A 15,841-nucleotide genomic window follows, 5' to 3' on the forward strand; every position below is an offset into this window, starting at 1 on the left:
TTACTTTTTCCACTCGCTGTAGTTTCCTATGGGCTTTATTCATTACCCGAACCTTCAAGTTCCCCAGTTCAATTCAACTAGGATAAAGCTGCTCGAGAAGCACCGGACACCGGGCTATTGTCCCTTTGGAGCAGCTTTTTTGCTGCTGAGTCCGGCCTCAGAGGAATAAGACGGATTGTCTTATCCTGCCTGTTCCGGGGCCGTTGTCCAATCCTCTGATGGAACAGTGATGTCCAAAAAGGCCAGCCGGAATCCATCCTCCGGTTAGCCTTGGTATTACGGGGCGTGTCCCTGACGTAAACGGAAACTAAGCCTTCAGCAGGTCATGATCCACGTATCTTGCACCGTTCAGTTCACTGATAATATTAATGGCAACCTTTGCGCCGTCTCCGGCAGTGATAATGGCATGTACGCTTACTCCGGCTACCGTTCCGGCTGCCCAGATGCCTGCGACACTGGTTCGGCCTTCCGCATTTACAGCTACAACCGTCTTGATTCTTGGCTCTGTGCCGTCTTTTGTTTCCACACCGGCTTTGGCGGCCAGATCGGTCAGCACACCCGTTGCTAGGATCACATGCTTGGCCTCATAAGCAGCGCCGCTCTCACTCTCGATCACGAAGCCTTCACCTTTAGCGGCAAGGTTTACCGCTTGGTCTGCCACCAATTCAGCCCCGAATTTGACGGCTTGCTTATGGCCGGTCTCCACAAGCTCCGGTCCGCCGGTTTCGGCAATCCCATAGTAGTTCTCATACCAGCCTCTGCGAGTCATGCCTTTGTCGTTGTCGATCAGCAGCGTTTTTTTACCCGCTTTGGCGGCGAACAGGGCTGCGCTTGCGCCGGCAGGACCGGCCCCAATGATGGCAATTTCATACATACGTATAACCTCCTAAAAGTTTTGTTAGCCATGCACCATTCAAATCGATTCACGTACAACCCGCACCGAAAGCATAGGCATAAGTTTTTGTCAGCCTACGCATTGTACGACAGCTTCGTACATAAACCGCTCGAATGTATACGCTTTAGTCTTGAGCGCTTGTCACTTACTATTATACTGTTAATAATTCTTGTTTAGCTACTCTTCTGAACGGGGAAGGGTAACCCTGAAGGTGGTGCCTTCGCCGGGGCGGCTCTCGACACGGATACCGCCGTGATGGGCATCCACGATGGATTTGGTAATGGATAGCCCGAGCCCCGAGCCGCCGTATTTGCGTGTGCGCGAAGAATCGCTGCGGTAGAACCGTTCAAACACATGGGGAATGTGCTCAGCCGCAATCCCGGAGCCATTGTCCCGCACCGTCAGTTCAGCTTCTGTGCCCCGGGCAGTTAGGCTGATATAAATAGTTCCCTTGAGGGTATCGGTATGTTGTACCGCATTGTGGAATAGATTAAGAATCACCTGTTTCAGCTTGTCGGGATCATACATCCCCCGGATGCCGGGCAAGATATCAAAGGTCACCCTGCGCTCTCCGGCGAGCATAAGCAGCTGGGGCTGCATTTCGTTGATGATTTCTCCCAGCATCATGTCTTTGATATTCAGCTGCGGGGCTCCATCCATGCGTGCCAGGAGGAGCAGATCCTCTACCAGCTTGTTGATCCGTTTGGACTCCCCGTGCATGCTGGCCAGGGCGCCCATAAGCTGTTCTCTGTTATCAGCGGCTCCGCGCAGCAGCACTTCCAGGAACCCGTGAATCGAGGTCAGCGGAGTCCTCAGCTCATGGGAGGCATCAGCTGCAAAACGGCGCATCTGCTCTTTGGCTTCGCGTTCATTATGAAAAGAAATCTCCAGCCGCTCCAGCATGCCGTTGAATGAGCGGGACAGCTTGTCAATCTCCGTCTGCCCCTGGTGTACGGGGAACCGCTCGCTGAGATTGCCTGCATCAATAATCTGGGCAGCTTCTCCCATATTGGAGAGGGGGACCAGCGTTTTGCGCAGCGCAGGCAAATACAGGAGCAGTCCGCCCAGCAAGGCCACAACCGACAGCCCTGCAAAAATCAGCAGCTGCTGCATGATCACATCCTTCAGCGGTCCCGTGCTTACACTCATCTGCAGCAGCATTCTGGCCTCCTGCGGCTTGCCGAGATTCATGAATACGGCCAGATGCTCGCTGCCGTCCGGTGCCGTAATGAGCCGGTAGCTGCCATTCGCCTTGTCCGTAGTTTGCTTCAGCAGATCATTGTATTCGGCATCGGTTAGTCTAGGAGCAGAAGAATCAGACAGTGTCTCTTCCTGGAAATCCTTAAACCCCCCGTCCGGGCTGTATACAGCTATAGTCGAATGGGCATCCAGCAGCAGGGGCCTTCTCCCGCTGTTCCGTAAATTTCCGGGGGCTAGATTGCCGCTGCTCCCCGGCGGTCCGATCCCGCCGGCACCGGAAGGCAGCGGATTGAAAAAAATCTCGCGCGGGACGGAACGGATCTGGGTTTCCATGGACTCCGCCCGGCTGGAGTAAATGAAGTCACGCATGAGTACATACTGGAGCACACCAATCAGGAGCAGCAGGCCGGAGAGAATCAGCAGGGAAATGACCAGCAGCTGCTTGCGCAGGGAACGCGGGGCCGGCAGTCTGCGGAAAAATCCTGCTATGCGGGCAATCATACCAGATCCACCCGGTATCCGGCACCGCGCAGCGTGCGTATGATCCGGTGGTCTTTATCGCCCAGCTTTTCGCGGAGGGAGCGGATGTACACCTCGACGATATTTTCTTCGCCGCCGAAGTCATAGCCCCAGACCTTGTCCAGAATCATCGGCTTGCTCAGCACCAGGCCATGATTGATGACCAGGTATTGCAGCAGCTCGTATTCCGTAGGGGATAGCTCCAGCACTTCGTCCTTATGGCGGATCTCCTTGCGCCGGCCATCAAGACGGAACGGCCCGCACCGCACTTCGCCGAGCAGCCCGGGGAACTGGTTGCGCAGACGCGCCTGAATCCGGGCCAGCAGTTCATCAAAGCTGAACGGCTTAACCATATAGTCGTCAGCCCCGATAGACAGACCTTTAACGCGGTCATCCACTTCATCCTTGGCTGTAAGCATGATGACAGCAAGTTCCGATTCTTCCGAGCGTAGATAGCGGCAGAGCTCAAATCCGTCCATTCCCGGCATCATCACATCCAGAATGGCGACATGGGGCTTGAAATCGGCCGCAACGGCAATGGCACTGTCCCCGTCCGGCGCTGTTCTTACTTCAAAGCCCTCATTGATCAGGCCCAGCTCCAGGAACTGGAGAATATGAGGCTCGTCATCCACCAGCAGCAGTCTTACACCTTGGGCAGCCTTCATGTTTTGTTCCTCCAAATCGGTAGTAGTTAGCTACATTATGACATATCAGAATGAATGTTTGCTGAAGATGGAAACATTAAATTTGACGAAAGGATTCGAAATGCTCTTTCACGGTTACTCATAATGGTTAATTAATTATACGGAGATTTTAATGCTATTAATAAGAAATTTAGTTAGAATTTAAAAGTTTCCGGATGGGGCAATAAAGGGTTTTGACGGCGGCTATAGAACACTTTACAATAAGGATACTACCCGGTCTGAGGAGTCCTCTTCAGGTCCGGAAATAAGTCCCATTCTGTGAGTTTCCCCCGTTTTTGACCTTATCATTTTCCTGTCAAGCACGCTTCTTCCGCTACACTTCTTTCTGGAATTTCTATTTCTGCACTGGGTTAAATCTACGCTGCATTATTCATCATCCAACTTAATTGATCCATGCTTTAATACCCATAAGTCAAGGAGGCTCTTCCATGAAGAAAAAAGAAATGGTAGCCATGCTATTAGCGGGAGGCCAAGGGAAAAGGTTGAAGGGGCTGACCAAATCACTTGCCAAGCCCGCTGTCTATTTTGGGGGAACCTACCGGATTATTGATTTCCCGCTCAGCAACTGCTCTAATTCGGGGATTGATACCGTGGGCGTGCTGACGCAGTATGAGCCGCTTGTGCTTCATTCTTACATTGGGGTAGGCAGCGACTGGGATTTGAACCGCAAAGATGGCGGCGTTTTTGTATTGCCTCCGCATGAACGGGAGAACGGAAGCAGCTGGTACCGGGGAACAGCGGACGCGATTTACCGCAATCTGAAATTTGTGGATCAATTTGATCCGGAGCATGTACTGATTTTGTCCGGTGACCATATCTACAAGATGGATTATCACGCCATGCTGCAGTACCATAAGGCCAGAAATGCCGATTGCACCATATCGGTCATCGACGTTCCGCTGGCGGAGGCCAGCCGTTTTGGCATCCTTAATACGGAGGAGGATCTCAAGATCTATGAGTTCGATGAGAAGCCGGCCAAGCCGAAGAGCACACTGGCTTCCATGGGAGTCTACATCTTCAAATGGGAGGTGCTCCGCAAGCATCTGTTAGAGGATGGGGAAAATCCCGGCTCGTCCCATGATTTTGGCAAAGATATCATTCCGCTTATGCTGGCGGACGGCCAATCCCTGTATGCGTATCCTTTTGAAGGGTATTGGAGGGATGTAGGTACTGTTGCCAGCCTGTGGGAAGCGAACATGGATCTGCTGAGCGATACGCCGCCCCTGAATCTTAATGATCCGGACTGGCGTATCTTCACCCGCAACCCGAATCAGCCGGCACAATATGTGGCTCCGGGAGCGAAGGTATCGGGCTGCATTATTAATGAAGGCTGCATTGTCCACGGAGAGGTGAAGCATTCGGTGCTCTTTTACGGTGTGGAAGTGGGTGAAGGCAGTGTGATTACAGACTCTGTCATTATGCCGAAGGTCAAGATCGGCAAGAATGTAAGGATTCACAAAGCCATCATCAGCGAGAATACGGTCATTGAGGATGGTATGGAGATCGGAATGGAGCGGGACAATGAGGATGAAATTCTGCTGATCGACAATCGAAGCAAAAAGCGCAAATCTGTTGCAGCCAAAACCATATAACCAGCAGAGACGGGGGATTCAGATGAAAGAACTCATGGGCGTCATCAATCTTGACCATGAACTGGACAAATTAAACGAGCTGACCTATTTCCGCTGCGGCGCGGCTGTACCTTTTGCCAGCCGGTACCGGCTGATCGACTTTGTTCTCTCCAACATGATGCGTGCGGAGCTGGAAAGCGTAGGGCTGTTTGTCCGCCGCAAATACCGCTCGCTGATGGACCATCTCGGCGACGGCAAATCATGGGATATGAACCGCAAGCATGGCGGGTTGTTCATTTTGCCGCCTGACTGGAATGATCCCACAGATACCTCCCTGGGAGATCTGCAGCATTATCACAACAATCTTGATTTCTTCAAGCGGGCTTCAGCCAAATATATCGTGTTCTCAGGCAGCCAGCATATCAATACCGTAGACCTCCAGGAAGTGTATCAATATCATTTGGAGAAGGGTGCCGATGTCACGCTGGTATACAAGAAGATTGACCAGCTTCAGCCGGAGCATGATCCGTGCCTGCGGGTTGAGGTCGATGAAGACAGCAATGTGACGGAGATCCATCAGGAGAAGGATCATCCCAATGTGTATCTGGATATTTTTATTATGGAGAAAAAACTGTTCCTGGAGCAGGTTGAATACTGCATCGCGCATGGGGAGAGCTACTTTTTCCGCGATGCCGTCCAGAAGAACCGCCACAAGTTCAAAATTACCGCTTATGAATATACAGGCTATCATGCCGTGATCAATTCGCTGGAGAGCTATTACAAGAACAGTCTGAATCTGCTGCAGCAGGATAATTATTTCGGACTCTTCAAAGAAAACCCGGTCCAGACGAAAATAAAATATGAAGCCCCTACCCGCTATCTGGACAGCGCCGAGGTCAGCAACTCGCTGGTAGCCAATGGCTGCATCATCGCCGGAACGGTGGAGAACAGCGTGATTTTCCGGGGGGTACAGATCCGTAAGGGAGCGCGCATCGTCAATTCGGTGATTATGCAGAAATGCGTCATTGAAGAGAATGCCGTGATTGAGAATGTCATTATGGATAAAGATGTGCATCTGAGTAAGGACCGGATACTTGTCGGGGACAGCAAGCGTCCATTCGTGATTGCCAAGAGCAGTAAGATCTAAACGCAAGCCTGTCTACTAAAAAAGCATTTGTCAGGAGGAACCCGCTGTTGTTCAACGATAAAGAGACTTTTAAAGAAGTGTTCCGCAAGACACTCATCGGGAAACTGGGCAAGCCGCTGGAGGAAGCATCGAATGCCGACATTTTCAATATTCTCGGCAACATGATCCGCGAAGATGCGGGGAAGAACTGGGCGGAGACCAACCAGAAGTTCAAGGCCGATAAGGATAAGCAGGTATACTATTTTTCCATGGAGTTTCTAATCGGCAGACTTCTCGGCAATAACCTCCTTAATATGGGTGTGCTTGAGGTTGTGCGTGACGGACTGGCGGAGCTGGGGTTCTCCCTCCGGGACGTGGAAGAGGAGGAAGCAGACGCGGGGCTTGGCAACGGCGGTCTGGGCCGTCTGGCTGCCTGCTTCCTGGATTCACTGGCTTCCTTGCAATATGCAGGGCACGGCTGTGGCATACGTTATAAGTATGGCCTCTTCGAGCAGAAAATCGTTGACGGGTATCAGGTGGAACTGCCCGATTACTGGCTGCAGAATGATAACGTATGGGAAGTAAGACGGGAAGACAAGCAGGTGGAGGTGCGGTTCTGGGGGCATGTCGAGACGGGCGAAGAGAACGGTGAGCTGGTCTTCGAACACAAAGACTATGAAGCTGTGCGTGCCGTTCCTTATGATGTTCCGGTCATCGGAGCAGACCGCAGACATGTGAATACCCTGCGCAACTGGAGCGCAGAGTCCATTACCCAGCCTTCGCGGATGTTTGGCTCCCTGGCTGGAAGTGACTACCACAAGTTTCTGGAATACAAGCGTTCGGTGGAATCGATCTCGGAGTTCCTCTATCCGGACGATTCGCAGTATGAAGGCAAGCTGCTCCGCTTGAAGCAGCAGTACTTCCTGTGCAGCGCCGGACTGCAGAGCATTCTGCGGACCTACAGCAAGACGGGGCTTGGCATTGAATCACTGCCGGACAAAGTGGCTCTGCATATCAATGACACGCATCCTACGCTGGTCATTCCGGAGCTGATGCGCATACTGATGGATGTGCACGGGCTCGGCTGGGATCAGGCCTGGAGCATGACCACACGGATGGTCTCCTACACCAACCACACCATTCTCAGCGAAGCGCTGGAGAAATGGCCGATTGGCATGGTGCGGGAGCTGCTGCCGCGCATCTTCCTCATTATTGAGGAGATCAACGCCCGCTTCTGCGGTGAGCTGATGAGCAAATATCCGGGGGATCAGAACCGGATTAACCAAATGGCGATCATTCATGATGACCAGGTGCGCATGGCCCATCTGGCGATCGTAGCCAGCCATAGTGTGAATGGTGTGGCTGCGCTGCATACGGAAATTCTGCAGAAGCGCGAAATGCGCCTTTTCAATGAGATGTACCCGCACCGCTTCAACAACAAAACGAACGGCATCACCCACCGGCGGTGGCTGCTTCATGCCAACCCTGAGCTGGCCGGACTGATCAATGAATCCATCGGCACACGCTGGGTTCATCATCCGCAGGAGATGATCGGCCTGATCAAATACAGCGAGGATGCTTCCTTCCAGCAGCAGGTGGCTGGCATTAAACGCCGCAATAAGCAGCGTCTGGCAGATTACATCTTCAGCAAGCATGGGATTCAGGTAGATCCCGACTCGATCTTTGATGTGCAGGTGAAACGACTGCATGCCTACAAGCGCCAGCTGCTGAATGTGCTTCATATTATGCACCTGTACAATCAGCTTAAGGATAACCCTTCCATGGATATGGTGCCGCGCACCTTTATCTTTGGAGCCAAGGCCGCACCAAGCTATCACCTGGCAAAGCGGATCATCAAGCTGATTAACACAGTCGCCGATGTTGTCAACAAGGACCCGGAGATCAAGGGCAAAATCCGCATCTTTTTCCTTGAAAATTATTCGGTGTCTCTGGCGGAAAAGATTATTCCGGCTGCCGACGTCAGCGAGCAGATCTCTACAGCCAGCAAGGAAGCCTCCGGCACCGGCAACATGAAATTCATGATGAACGGTGCGCTGACCATCGGAACGATGGATGGAGCCAACGTGGAGATGCATGAAATGGTTGGGGACAACAACATGTTCCTGTTTGGCTTGCGTGCCGAGCAGGTAATGGATTATTACCAGTACGGGGGCTATCATGCACGTGATATTTACAACGGGGACGGCCGTGTAAAGGAAGTGCTGGACCAGCTGGTTACACCGGGTCCCATCTGCTGCAATACCCAGGAATTCGATACGCTGTACCAGTCGCTGATTGACAATAATGACGAGTTCTTCGTACTTAAGGACTTCGCTTCTTATGTCGAAACCCATGTCAATATTGATCTGGCCTACCGGAATCAGAAGGAATGGCTGAAGAAGTCCATCATTAACATCGGGCATTCCGGCAAGTTTTCCAGCGACAATACGATTGCCCGCTATGCATCCGAGATCTGGAATATCAGTCCGGTGCAGCTGTAGGCGGAACCGCCGGGTATCCGGGGGAAAAACTTGACCCGCAACCCGGCACACAAAAGACCTTCACCAGCACAGAGGATTCTGAGCGGTGAAGGTCTTTTGCCTGTCCGGGAAAAAAGTCAGCAGATAACTTCGGCAACCATTCCGGCGAACCTTTCGAGGAAACGCCGTTCTTCATCATCGAAACGGTGCTTGATTGGGCTGTCTATATCGAGTACACCCAGCAGGCGGTCGCCTTGGATCAGCGGGACGACGATTTCGCTATTGGAAGCTTCGTCACAGGCAATATGTCCAGGGAAGGCATGTACATCGCCAACGACCAGTGTGCGGCGCTCGCTTGCGGCTGTACCGCATACGCCCTTGCCCAGGGGGATGCGGATACATGCGGGCAAGCCCTGGAAGGGCCCAAGCACCAATTCCTTGCCGTCAAATAAGTAGAATCCGGCCCAATTGGTATCCGGCAGAGAGGTTTTTAGGAGTGCGGAGGCGTTGGCCAGATTGGCAATGGCATTCGGCTCGCCTTCCATCAGTGCGCCGAGCTGGCTTAGAACGGATTCGTACCGCTCGCTGCGTGTGCCGTCATAGGGCATGGCTTGAAACATGAAGTATCACCTTCCTGTACGATAAATCAGCATAAATCCATAACTGTAACTAACAACATAGTACAGCCCGGCGGGATACGTCAAGCATTCCGGGGATTTTAACAGATTGTATAAATTTTACACCAGCAGTTTGGGGGCAACACCTTGCTTAGCTGCCAGATTTGGATCATGTTTCCGAAATCTCTCCACAGGGTAATGCTGTTATAAATACCTAAGGCTTCAGGCCGGAAGGAGTGGAATATGCGCGCCGATGTACAAAATTTGTTCATAGGAATCCATATGCTGTACCATGCACATGAGAAGGATCTGACACTGACAGAGATGCTGCCGGAGCTGGAGAATCTGGGATACCGGGTGGCGGAACGCGAAGTGAAGCAGGAGCTGGAACGGCTCTCTCAGGAGAATTTCCTGACTGCCCATGGAGAGGCATACAGTCTTACCGGCACGGGAATTGAGGAGTTTAAGGCCATTCAGGAGAAGCTCAAGGTGCTGTGCACCGAGGTGTTGAAACCAGTCAAAGCAGCGGGGGCTTCAGGATAATCCCGGGGCTGCGTTAGAATAAGACAGCGTCTGTACCGGGTGGCAATCATTGCCCCTCGGCAGGCGCTATTTTTATGCCGACAGAAAGTGGGCACACTTCACTTCAGAGAAAGGCTTTCATCTGATGTATACTAAGAAGGTTGAAGGAGGAAGATTGCTGTGTATGTATCTGGTGGAGTAATTCCAGACCTGCCGGGAAAAAAGGTACAACTGCGTCCGCTGGAAGCGGGGCATGCGGCTGCACTGTACTCCGTCTGGTCCCATCCGCAGGTTAACCGCTGGCTGGCTGCGCCGCTGCTGTCTTCACCGCAGGAAGCTGAACAGCTGATCGCCCTTCTCCTGCAAATGTCCTGTGAGGAAGAAAGCCTGCGCTGGAGCATCATCGGGCCTGAAGGGTCCGTAATCGGCAGCTGCGGCTATAACAGCTGGCAGCTGCAGGGTGCTTACCGGGGGGAAATCGGCTGCGAGCTTCTGCCCGGTTACTGGGGGCTGGGATATATGCGGGAGGCCCTGGAACTGATGCTGGACTATGGCTTCGCCGTGATGGGCCTCAACCGGATCGAAGCATTCTGCCACCCGGACAACATCCGGGCGCAGCGGCTGTTTCAGTCGCTCGGGTTTCAGCGGGAAGGGCTGCTGCGTGAATACCGGCATACGGAAGCCGGATTCCAGGATGTTGTTCTGTATGCACTGCTGCGTGCCCCCAGATGATGAAGCGTTTGTTCTAATACATAGAGAGAGAGGATTTGGAGTCATTGATATCACCAGGAACAAAAGAACGTAAGCTTATCTTGACCGGCGTTCTGCTGGCTACCTTTTTGGCAGCGATTGAAGGGACGGTTACCGGGCCCGCCGGACCGGCTATAGTGGGAGATTTTCAGGGGATGCAGTGGCTGAGCTGGATCTTTACCGCGTATTTGCTGGCTATGGCAGTGACAACGCCCATTTTCGGCAAGCTTAGTGACTTGATGGGCCGGAAGCCGGTGTTCATCGGCGGCGTTGCTGTATTTCTATTAGGCTCGCTGCTGTGCGGTGTGGCTCAGAGTATGGAGCAGCTGATTGTGTTTCGCGGTCTGCAGGGGATCGGAGCGGGTGCGCTGATTCCGATGACTTTTACCATTATAGGGGACATTTACAGCATTCAGGAACGGGCCAAAACCCAAGGGCTGCTTAGCTCTGTCTGGGGAATCTCTTCGCTGGTAGGCCCGCTGCTTGGCGGTTATGTTGTGGATTATTTGAGCTGGCGCTGGGTATTCGTGTTCAACCTGCCTTTTGGCCTGCTGTCCATTGTCTTCATCTCCCGTTTCCTGAAGGAAGAGAAAATACGGCGCCAGGCGAAGCTTGATCTGCCGGGCGTGCTGCTGTTCGCAGCGGGGATGGGCGCACTTCTCTTCGGACTGACGACCGGGGGCCAGAACCTGCCGTGGACGTCTCCACTGCTGCTGTTCCTGTTAGCTGCTTCCGCCGCGGTATTGGTCATCTTCTGGAGGGTGGAGCGCCGTGCATCTGAGCCGATGCTGCCGCTCGGGCTATTTTCCATCCGTAATATTGCTGTTTCAACCGCTGCTAATCTGCTTGTCAGCACGTTGATTATCGGATTAACCACCTATGTGCCGCTGTGGGTGCAGGGAGTGTCCGGCGGGAGTGCAGCCCTGTCGGGTCTGCTGCTGGCTCCGATGTCGGTAGGCTGGGTGCTTGGCTCTTTCGCTGGCGGGAGAATGATTCTGCGCTCCGGTTCCCGTCAGACAGGCGTGCTGGGCCTTTCATTAATTGTACTGGGAGCCGGCGGCCTGGTATTTATGACAGCGGAATCCCCGCAGCTGCTGCTCCTCAGCCTGATGCTGGCCTGTGGCGTGGGTTTCGGTTATGCCTCTATCGTGTTCACCATTATTGCCCAGTCTTCCGTTGAGCATAGCCAGCGCGGTGCCTCTACAGCGCTGAATACCTTTACCCGTTCACTTGGACAGACGGTGGGGGTAGCGATTTTTGGCTCCTGGCTGAATTTGAATGTGAAGTGGCAGCTGGATGGGGCGCCAGGCTCTCCTGAAGCTGGCACCGATATCAATCAGCTGCTTCATCCACAGGGGGAGAGCGCACTTTCAAGTGAAGCCTGGGGCAGCCTGAAAAGGGCGCTGGAAGGCGGTTTGCATTCGCTTTTCATAGTGATGGCAGTGTTCGCTGTCTTGTCGCTGCTGATTGCCTTTGGACTACGCAAAGGCTTGCCTTCATTGAAGGAGGAGCCTGCCGCTCTGAAGGAAGTTTAAGTTATGTCTCCGGAAAAGCTGTTATAAGCACACAAAACCGGCGGTGTCTCCCTTGAACAGGAGGGCACAGCCGGTTTCTGTCTGTATAAGCAAGGAATGCCTTGGAACGTGAAACGATTCACAACTGTTGTGGCCCTAATTCTACTTGCGGGGCAGCGGGGAGAGTTTCTCTGCCTGCAGGCCCATCTTCTTAAGCAGGGTAATCATCTGTTCCTTCTCTTCATCGCTGAGTCCGCTAAATGCCAGATGCAGCCGTTCGGAATATTTCGGATACATTTCGTTCATTAGACGTTCGCCTTCTGAGGTTAACTCGGCAAAGATCACCCGCCGGTCGCTTGGACAGGGTTTGCGCTGCAGATAGCCGCGTTCTTCCAGCTTATCGATCACGTACGTAACGTTGCCGCTCTGGAGCAGCAGCTTGGCACCGATCTGCTGGATAGGCTGAGGCCCCTTGTAGTAGAGGACTTCCATGACAGCGAAGGCTGTAGGATTGAAGCCTTCAATCTTGCTTCCGGTTACGGCATGCTCGTTAATGCTCTTGAAAGACTTGGCAAAAACCCGGTACAAATGCAGTGTCAGTTGAGTGTCGCGTTCATAGGACTGTATCATGCTTCTCCACCTCTATTGTTAATCGTGCAGGTTGGCCTGCACGGTTTGGAATCCTGATTTCGTTGATCTAGCTTTACAATACGTCAAAGAATGGATAATGAACATGTGATTTGTCACAATGAGCACACTTTTAATTATTAAAAATCAAACAATTTTTTAAGTGTGCATAAAAGTGGTGAAAATTCTGGCCTCAACCTTCATCCGCCGCTGGAAGGAAACGGGGTTCAGCCTCAGGCACAGCAAGTAATTACAGCCGGGGTTCGATGAATCCTCCTTTGCTATTCCTTATCATGTTACAGTAGATAACCACTCGGACGGGACCCGTAGTGCTTAGTGGAGTCGTAATGATTGTTGCTGCCCTGCTGGTGCTTCAAATTGGTGATTCCCAGACGGTTACTGTATTCCCGGAAATTCCGGAAGTGAACGCTGATTGCTGGGCTGGTGCATAGCCGCATGCGTTTTGGTACTTTGCTCTCTGCTTTGGCAGTGGGACGGTGGGGGAGCGGCAAACATCCGCTGGTGTTTATGGGAGCGGGTATCCTTCTTATGGGCTCCGTATTTGCGGGTGCCGCATTTGTGACCGTCACCGGACAGGCAGGCTTTTGCGTGAATATGATGCTGTTCCGGAGTCGGTGCATGTTTTGTGATTATACCGTTCAACTCGCTGCTGAAGCGCCGCACGCCCGAAGCCTACACCGGCCGGGTATTCGGAATCGGCGGCAGCCTATACGAGTGCGGCGGTTATTCTTGGTCAAGCAGCCGGCGGGACACTCGTCACGGCTTCCGGACCAGCCGCAGCATTCTTTGTCTCGGGTGAGCTGTCCGCGCTGCTTGGAGCGGCGTTCCTCTTCCTGCGGACAGGAATCGAAAACCGGGACCAAGCGGCGCAAGAGCTTCAGCAATCCGCGGCTTAACGCTGCTGTCGTCTGAACTGGGCTGGTACACGCTGGCTGAGGGTGATATGATCGGATTACCGGAGTGTGGATCCGGCACTACCAATGCTATTATTGTTTAGGAGATGGAGAGCTGTATGGAAGAAACGGAAGCACCGCAGGGGCAGGAGCTAGAAGCAGCCGGAGACAGTGAACAGGAGAATGCGGAGCGGGAGACTGTACTGGATGTCTATATTGAAGAAGCCGGTTATGAAGCTGGCGACAGGAGAATAACCAATATCTCCTTCCAAGTGCAGCAAGGGCAGCTGCTGGGCTTAATCGGCCCGAACGGAGCCGGGAAGAGCACCACCATTAAGACACTGCTTGGGCTGCTGAAGCATGCCAAAGCCCAGGTGAAGCTCGGCGGAGCGAACAAGTCTTATGCCTACGTGCCGGAGCAGCCGGTATTCTATGAGGATCTCACCCTGTGGGAGCATCTGGATTTGGCTGCTGCCGCGTATGGTTTGTCCTATGAGACTTTTGAGGCTACTGCAGAGAAGCTTTTGTCGCAGTTTGGCATGGAACAAGTGCGCAATGATCTTCCGGCAGGCTTCTCCAAGGGCATGAAGCAAAAAATGATGCTGATGCTGGGCTTCCTGGTCCAGCCTGACATTTATATTGTGGACGAGCCGTTCATCGGACTGGACCCGCGTGCCACCAAGGATTTCCTGCGGCTGCTGGAAGCGGAGCGCAGGCGCGGAGCCGGGGTGCTGATGTCCACGCACGTGCTGGACACCGCCGAGAAGATCTGTGACAGCTTTGTGCTGATCTCTGGAGGGAGAATGACAGCTACGGGTACACTGGAAGACATCCGCACCCAGGCGGGATTGCCGGAGGCGTCGTTGTTTGATTGCTTCGATGAATTGACATGAGCAGAGGGGCATTTGCTTTTCCTACTGCCCCGAAGCTGTTCATGCGGCGGCTGTTCTCCCACTTTCGCGAGCAATCCGCAATCATCCGCACGGCTGCGGATTGGACGGTGCTGCTGTATATCATTATCCCCGGGGGTCTGCTGGGCGGGCGGTTTTACTATGGCTTCTGGAACCATGAGTTACCCGCCTGGACCGCAGATTTGCCGTTTGCATTGATCCTCGCCCTGCTGTCTATTCTCATAGCCAACGGAGGGCTGGTTCTTCTGCTCCAGGAAGGGGATCTGCTGTTCCTCAGGCAGCGGGAGAGCTGGATCAGAACGATTGTGCTGCGGGGAACGGTCTACAGCCTGGCAGTTACATCTCTTAAGATGGCGGCCGTGTATGCCATTCTGCTGCCCTTCATCGTGCGGGGCTACGGCATCAGTCCGCCGGCGGCCTGGGCGCTGCTTGTTATGACGCTTGCCTGCAGCTGGTGCGTTAAGCTGCTCGGGCATATTGTGAAAGTCCAGCGCCAGGGCTTTCGCCGCTGGCTGTGGCTGATTCCTGCGGTAACCGTGCCCTGTGGCATTTACATCCGGACCGGATTGTACTGGAAAGACAGTCCTCCGCTGATGCTGCTTGTAACAGCAGTGTTTGCGGCTGTGACGGTCTGGGCCATCCGCTACCGCTTGCGGCTGAACGGCACCTTCATGAATGATGTGCGCGAAGACTACAAGCAGCGGATGAGAATCGCTGCGCTGCTGCTGCGCGGGGTGCTCGATAAACCGCGGCCTACACGCTACAAACCGTGGATTTTCCGCAAATCGCAGCCGTTGCTGAAGTCCAGGACACCAGAGAGCCGGTTCACAGCGGCGGCCATCAAGGCGTTGGTGCGGAACCCGGCTCATTTGAAGCTGTATCTGTCGTTTACCGGTGTGGGGCTGATAGCGGTGTTTATTGTTCCCTCCCTATTGAAGTGGCTGATCTTCACCCTGCTGGTCGCGTTAATGGCCTACTGGCTGTCTTCCTTCTGGCTGCTGTTCTCCGGGGATGACTACATCGGGATTTTACCGTTCACCAAAGAACAGAAGGCAGGGGCTGGCTCAAAGACGCTGCCGCTGCTGCTGCTGCCGTTCGCCCTGCTGTGCTCGGCAGTGATCTGTGTGCAGCTCTATGGCTGGCTGGGGCTGGTGCTGTTTATTCCTGTTGGCGGCATAGCCGGATACCTGATCGCTAATATGTTCAGTGCGTTCCGTTTTGCCAGATAACAACCGCTGCTGGAGGTTCGAGGGTTCTCCGGAGAAACCACCGATCCAGACATAGAAAATTTCAAACTCAATGATATGTAATGAATTTTTGCGCAGCAGCACATAGGCCGCCTATACCTGTCGCCCAAATATGGGGCAGCGGCTGTCCGCAGCCTCGTCCATACCCAAACAAGCCAGCCTCCTGAACAATAGGAGGCTGGCTTGTTATATTGAACAGGTTTGTTTCTCAGTCCTGCGAACAACGGCAGAAATGCCGTTGTTG

Annotated in this window: 14 protein-coding genes; 9 read left to right on the plus strand and 5 right to left on the minus strand. The window is 53.3% G+C overall.

Annotation, left to right across the window (positions count from 1 at the left end):
- Positions 1-307: 307 nt before the first annotated feature.
- The 3 genes from PGRAT_RS03135 to PGRAT_RS03145 form a co-directional block, all read right to left on the minus strand.
- Entirely contained in the window at positions 308-874 is a 567-nt protein-coding gene (locus tag PGRAT_RS03135; RefSeq protein ID WP_025704249.1) for an FAD-dependent oxidoreductase, read from the minus strand.
- A gap of 198 nt (positions 875-1,072) precedes the next feature.
- Positions 1,073-2,596 carry a sensor histidine kinase gene (locus PGRAT_RS03140; RefSeq protein WP_042266012.1) on the minus strand — a complete coding sequence of 508 codons (1,524 nt, stop codon included), beginning with the start codon at positions 2,594-2,596 and terminating at the stop codon, positions 1,073-1,075.
- Positions 2,593-3,279, minus strand: a complete 687-nt coding sequence (locus tag PGRAT_RS03145) for a response regulator transcription factor (RefSeq protein WP_025705518.1) — start codon at positions 3,277-3,279, stop codon at positions 2,593-2,595. The genes PGRAT_RS03140 and PGRAT_RS03145 overlap by 4 nt, the downstream gene beginning before the upstream one ends.
- A gap of 467 nt (positions 3,280-3,746) precedes the next feature.
- On the opposite strand from PGRAT_RS03145, the gene PGRAT_RS03150 reads away from it, so the two are divergent.
- Genes PGRAT_RS03150 through PGRAT_RS03160 form a run of 3 tightly spaced genes read left to right on the plus strand, consistent with a single transcriptional unit; the run spans position 3,747 to position 8,516 of the window.
- A complete protein-coding gene (locus PGRAT_RS03150; protein ID WP_025705517.1) occupies positions 3,747-4,910 on the plus strand; it encodes a glucose-1-phosphate adenylyltransferase in 1,164 nt (387 codons plus the stop codon).
- A 22-nt stretch (positions 4,911-4,932) separates the two neighbouring features.
- On the plus strand, positions 4,933-6,036 hold the full coding sequence (gene glgD / locus PGRAT_RS03155) for a glucose-1-phosphate adenylyltransferase subunit GlgD (protein WP_042266014.1): 1,104 nt from the start codon (positions 4,933-4,935) through the stop codon (positions 6,034-6,036).
- A gap of 47 nt (positions 6,037-6,083) precedes the next feature.
- The gene (locus tag PGRAT_RS03160; protein WP_025706375.1) at positions 6,084-8,516 is read left to right on the plus strand and encodes a glycogen/starch/alpha-glucan phosphorylase; all 2,433 of its coding nucleotides are present in this window, start codon (positions 6,084-6,086) and stop codon (positions 8,514-8,516) included.
- Between the two features lie 116 nt (positions 8,517-8,632).
- Here PGRAT_RS03160 and PGRAT_RS03165 read toward each other — a convergent pair whose 3' ends face one another.
- Positions 8,633-9,115 (minus strand): GAF domain-containing protein, encoded by a 483-nt coding sequence (locus PGRAT_RS03165; protein ID WP_025706374.1) that lies wholly within the window; start codon positions 9,113-9,115, stop codon positions 8,633-8,635.
- A 240-nt stretch (positions 9,116-9,355) separates the two neighbouring features.
- On the opposite strand from PGRAT_RS03165, the gene PGRAT_RS03170 reads away from it, so the two are divergent.
- The 3 genes from PGRAT_RS03170 to PGRAT_RS03180 all read left to right on the plus strand — a co-directional run bounded on the left by PGRAT_RS03170 (position 9,356) and on the right by PGRAT_RS03180 (position 11,919).
- Positions 9,356-9,655 carry a hypothetical protein gene (locus tag PGRAT_RS03170; protein ID WP_025706373.1) on the plus strand — a complete coding sequence of 100 codons (300 nt, stop codon included), beginning with the start codon at positions 9,356-9,358 and terminating at the stop codon, positions 9,653-9,655.
- Positions 9,656-9,814: 159 nt separating this feature from the next.
- The gene (locus tag PGRAT_RS03175; protein WP_025706372.1) at positions 9,815-10,366 is read left to right on the plus strand and encodes a GNAT family N-acetyltransferase; all 552 of its coding nucleotides are present in this window, start codon (positions 9,815-9,817) and stop codon (positions 10,364-10,366) included.
- Positions 10,367-10,410: 44 nt separating this feature from the next.
- On the plus strand, positions 10,411-11,919 hold the full coding sequence (locus PGRAT_RS03180) for an MDR family MFS transporter (RefSeq protein WP_042266016.1): 1,509 nt from the start codon (positions 10,411-10,413) through the stop codon (positions 11,917-11,919).
- Positions 11,920-12,060: 141 nt separating this feature from the next.
- Here the strand turns inward: PGRAT_RS03180 and PGRAT_RS03185 are convergent, their stop codons facing one another.
- On the minus strand, positions 12,061-12,528 hold the full coding sequence (locus PGRAT_RS03185) for a MarR family winged helix-turn-helix transcriptional regulator (RefSeq protein ID WP_020428240.1): 468 nt from the start codon (positions 12,526-12,528) through the stop codon (positions 12,061-12,063).
- 643 nt (positions 12,529-13,171) lie between these two features.
- On the opposite strand from PGRAT_RS03185, the gene PGRAT_RS32965 reads away from it, so the two are divergent.
- From PGRAT_RS32965 to PGRAT_RS03200, 3 genes are all read left to right on the plus strand, one after another.
- On the plus strand, positions 13,172-13,345 hold the full coding sequence (locus tag PGRAT_RS32965; RefSeq protein WP_156124048.1) for a hypothetical protein: 174 nt from the start codon (positions 13,172-13,174) through the stop codon (positions 13,343-13,345).
- Between the two features lie 213 nt (positions 13,346-13,558).
- Entirely contained in the window at positions 13,559-14,332 is a 774-nt protein-coding gene (locus PGRAT_RS03195) for an ABC transporter ATP-binding protein (protein WP_025704175.1), read from the plus strand.
- Positions 14,329-15,579, plus strand: a complete 1,251-nt coding sequence (locus tag PGRAT_RS03200) for an ABC transporter permease (RefSeq protein WP_042266022.1) — start codon at positions 14,329-14,331, stop codon at positions 15,577-15,579. Before PGRAT_RS03195 ends, PGRAT_RS03200 begins: the two co-directional genes overlap by 4 nt.
- Positions 15,580-15,841 lie beyond the last annotated feature (262 nt).

The sequence above is a fragment of the Paenibacillus graminis genome, assembly GCF_000758705.1.
GTDB lineage: Bacteria > Bacillota > Bacilli > Paenibacillales > Paenibacillaceae > Paenibacillus_AQ > Paenibacillus_AQ graminis.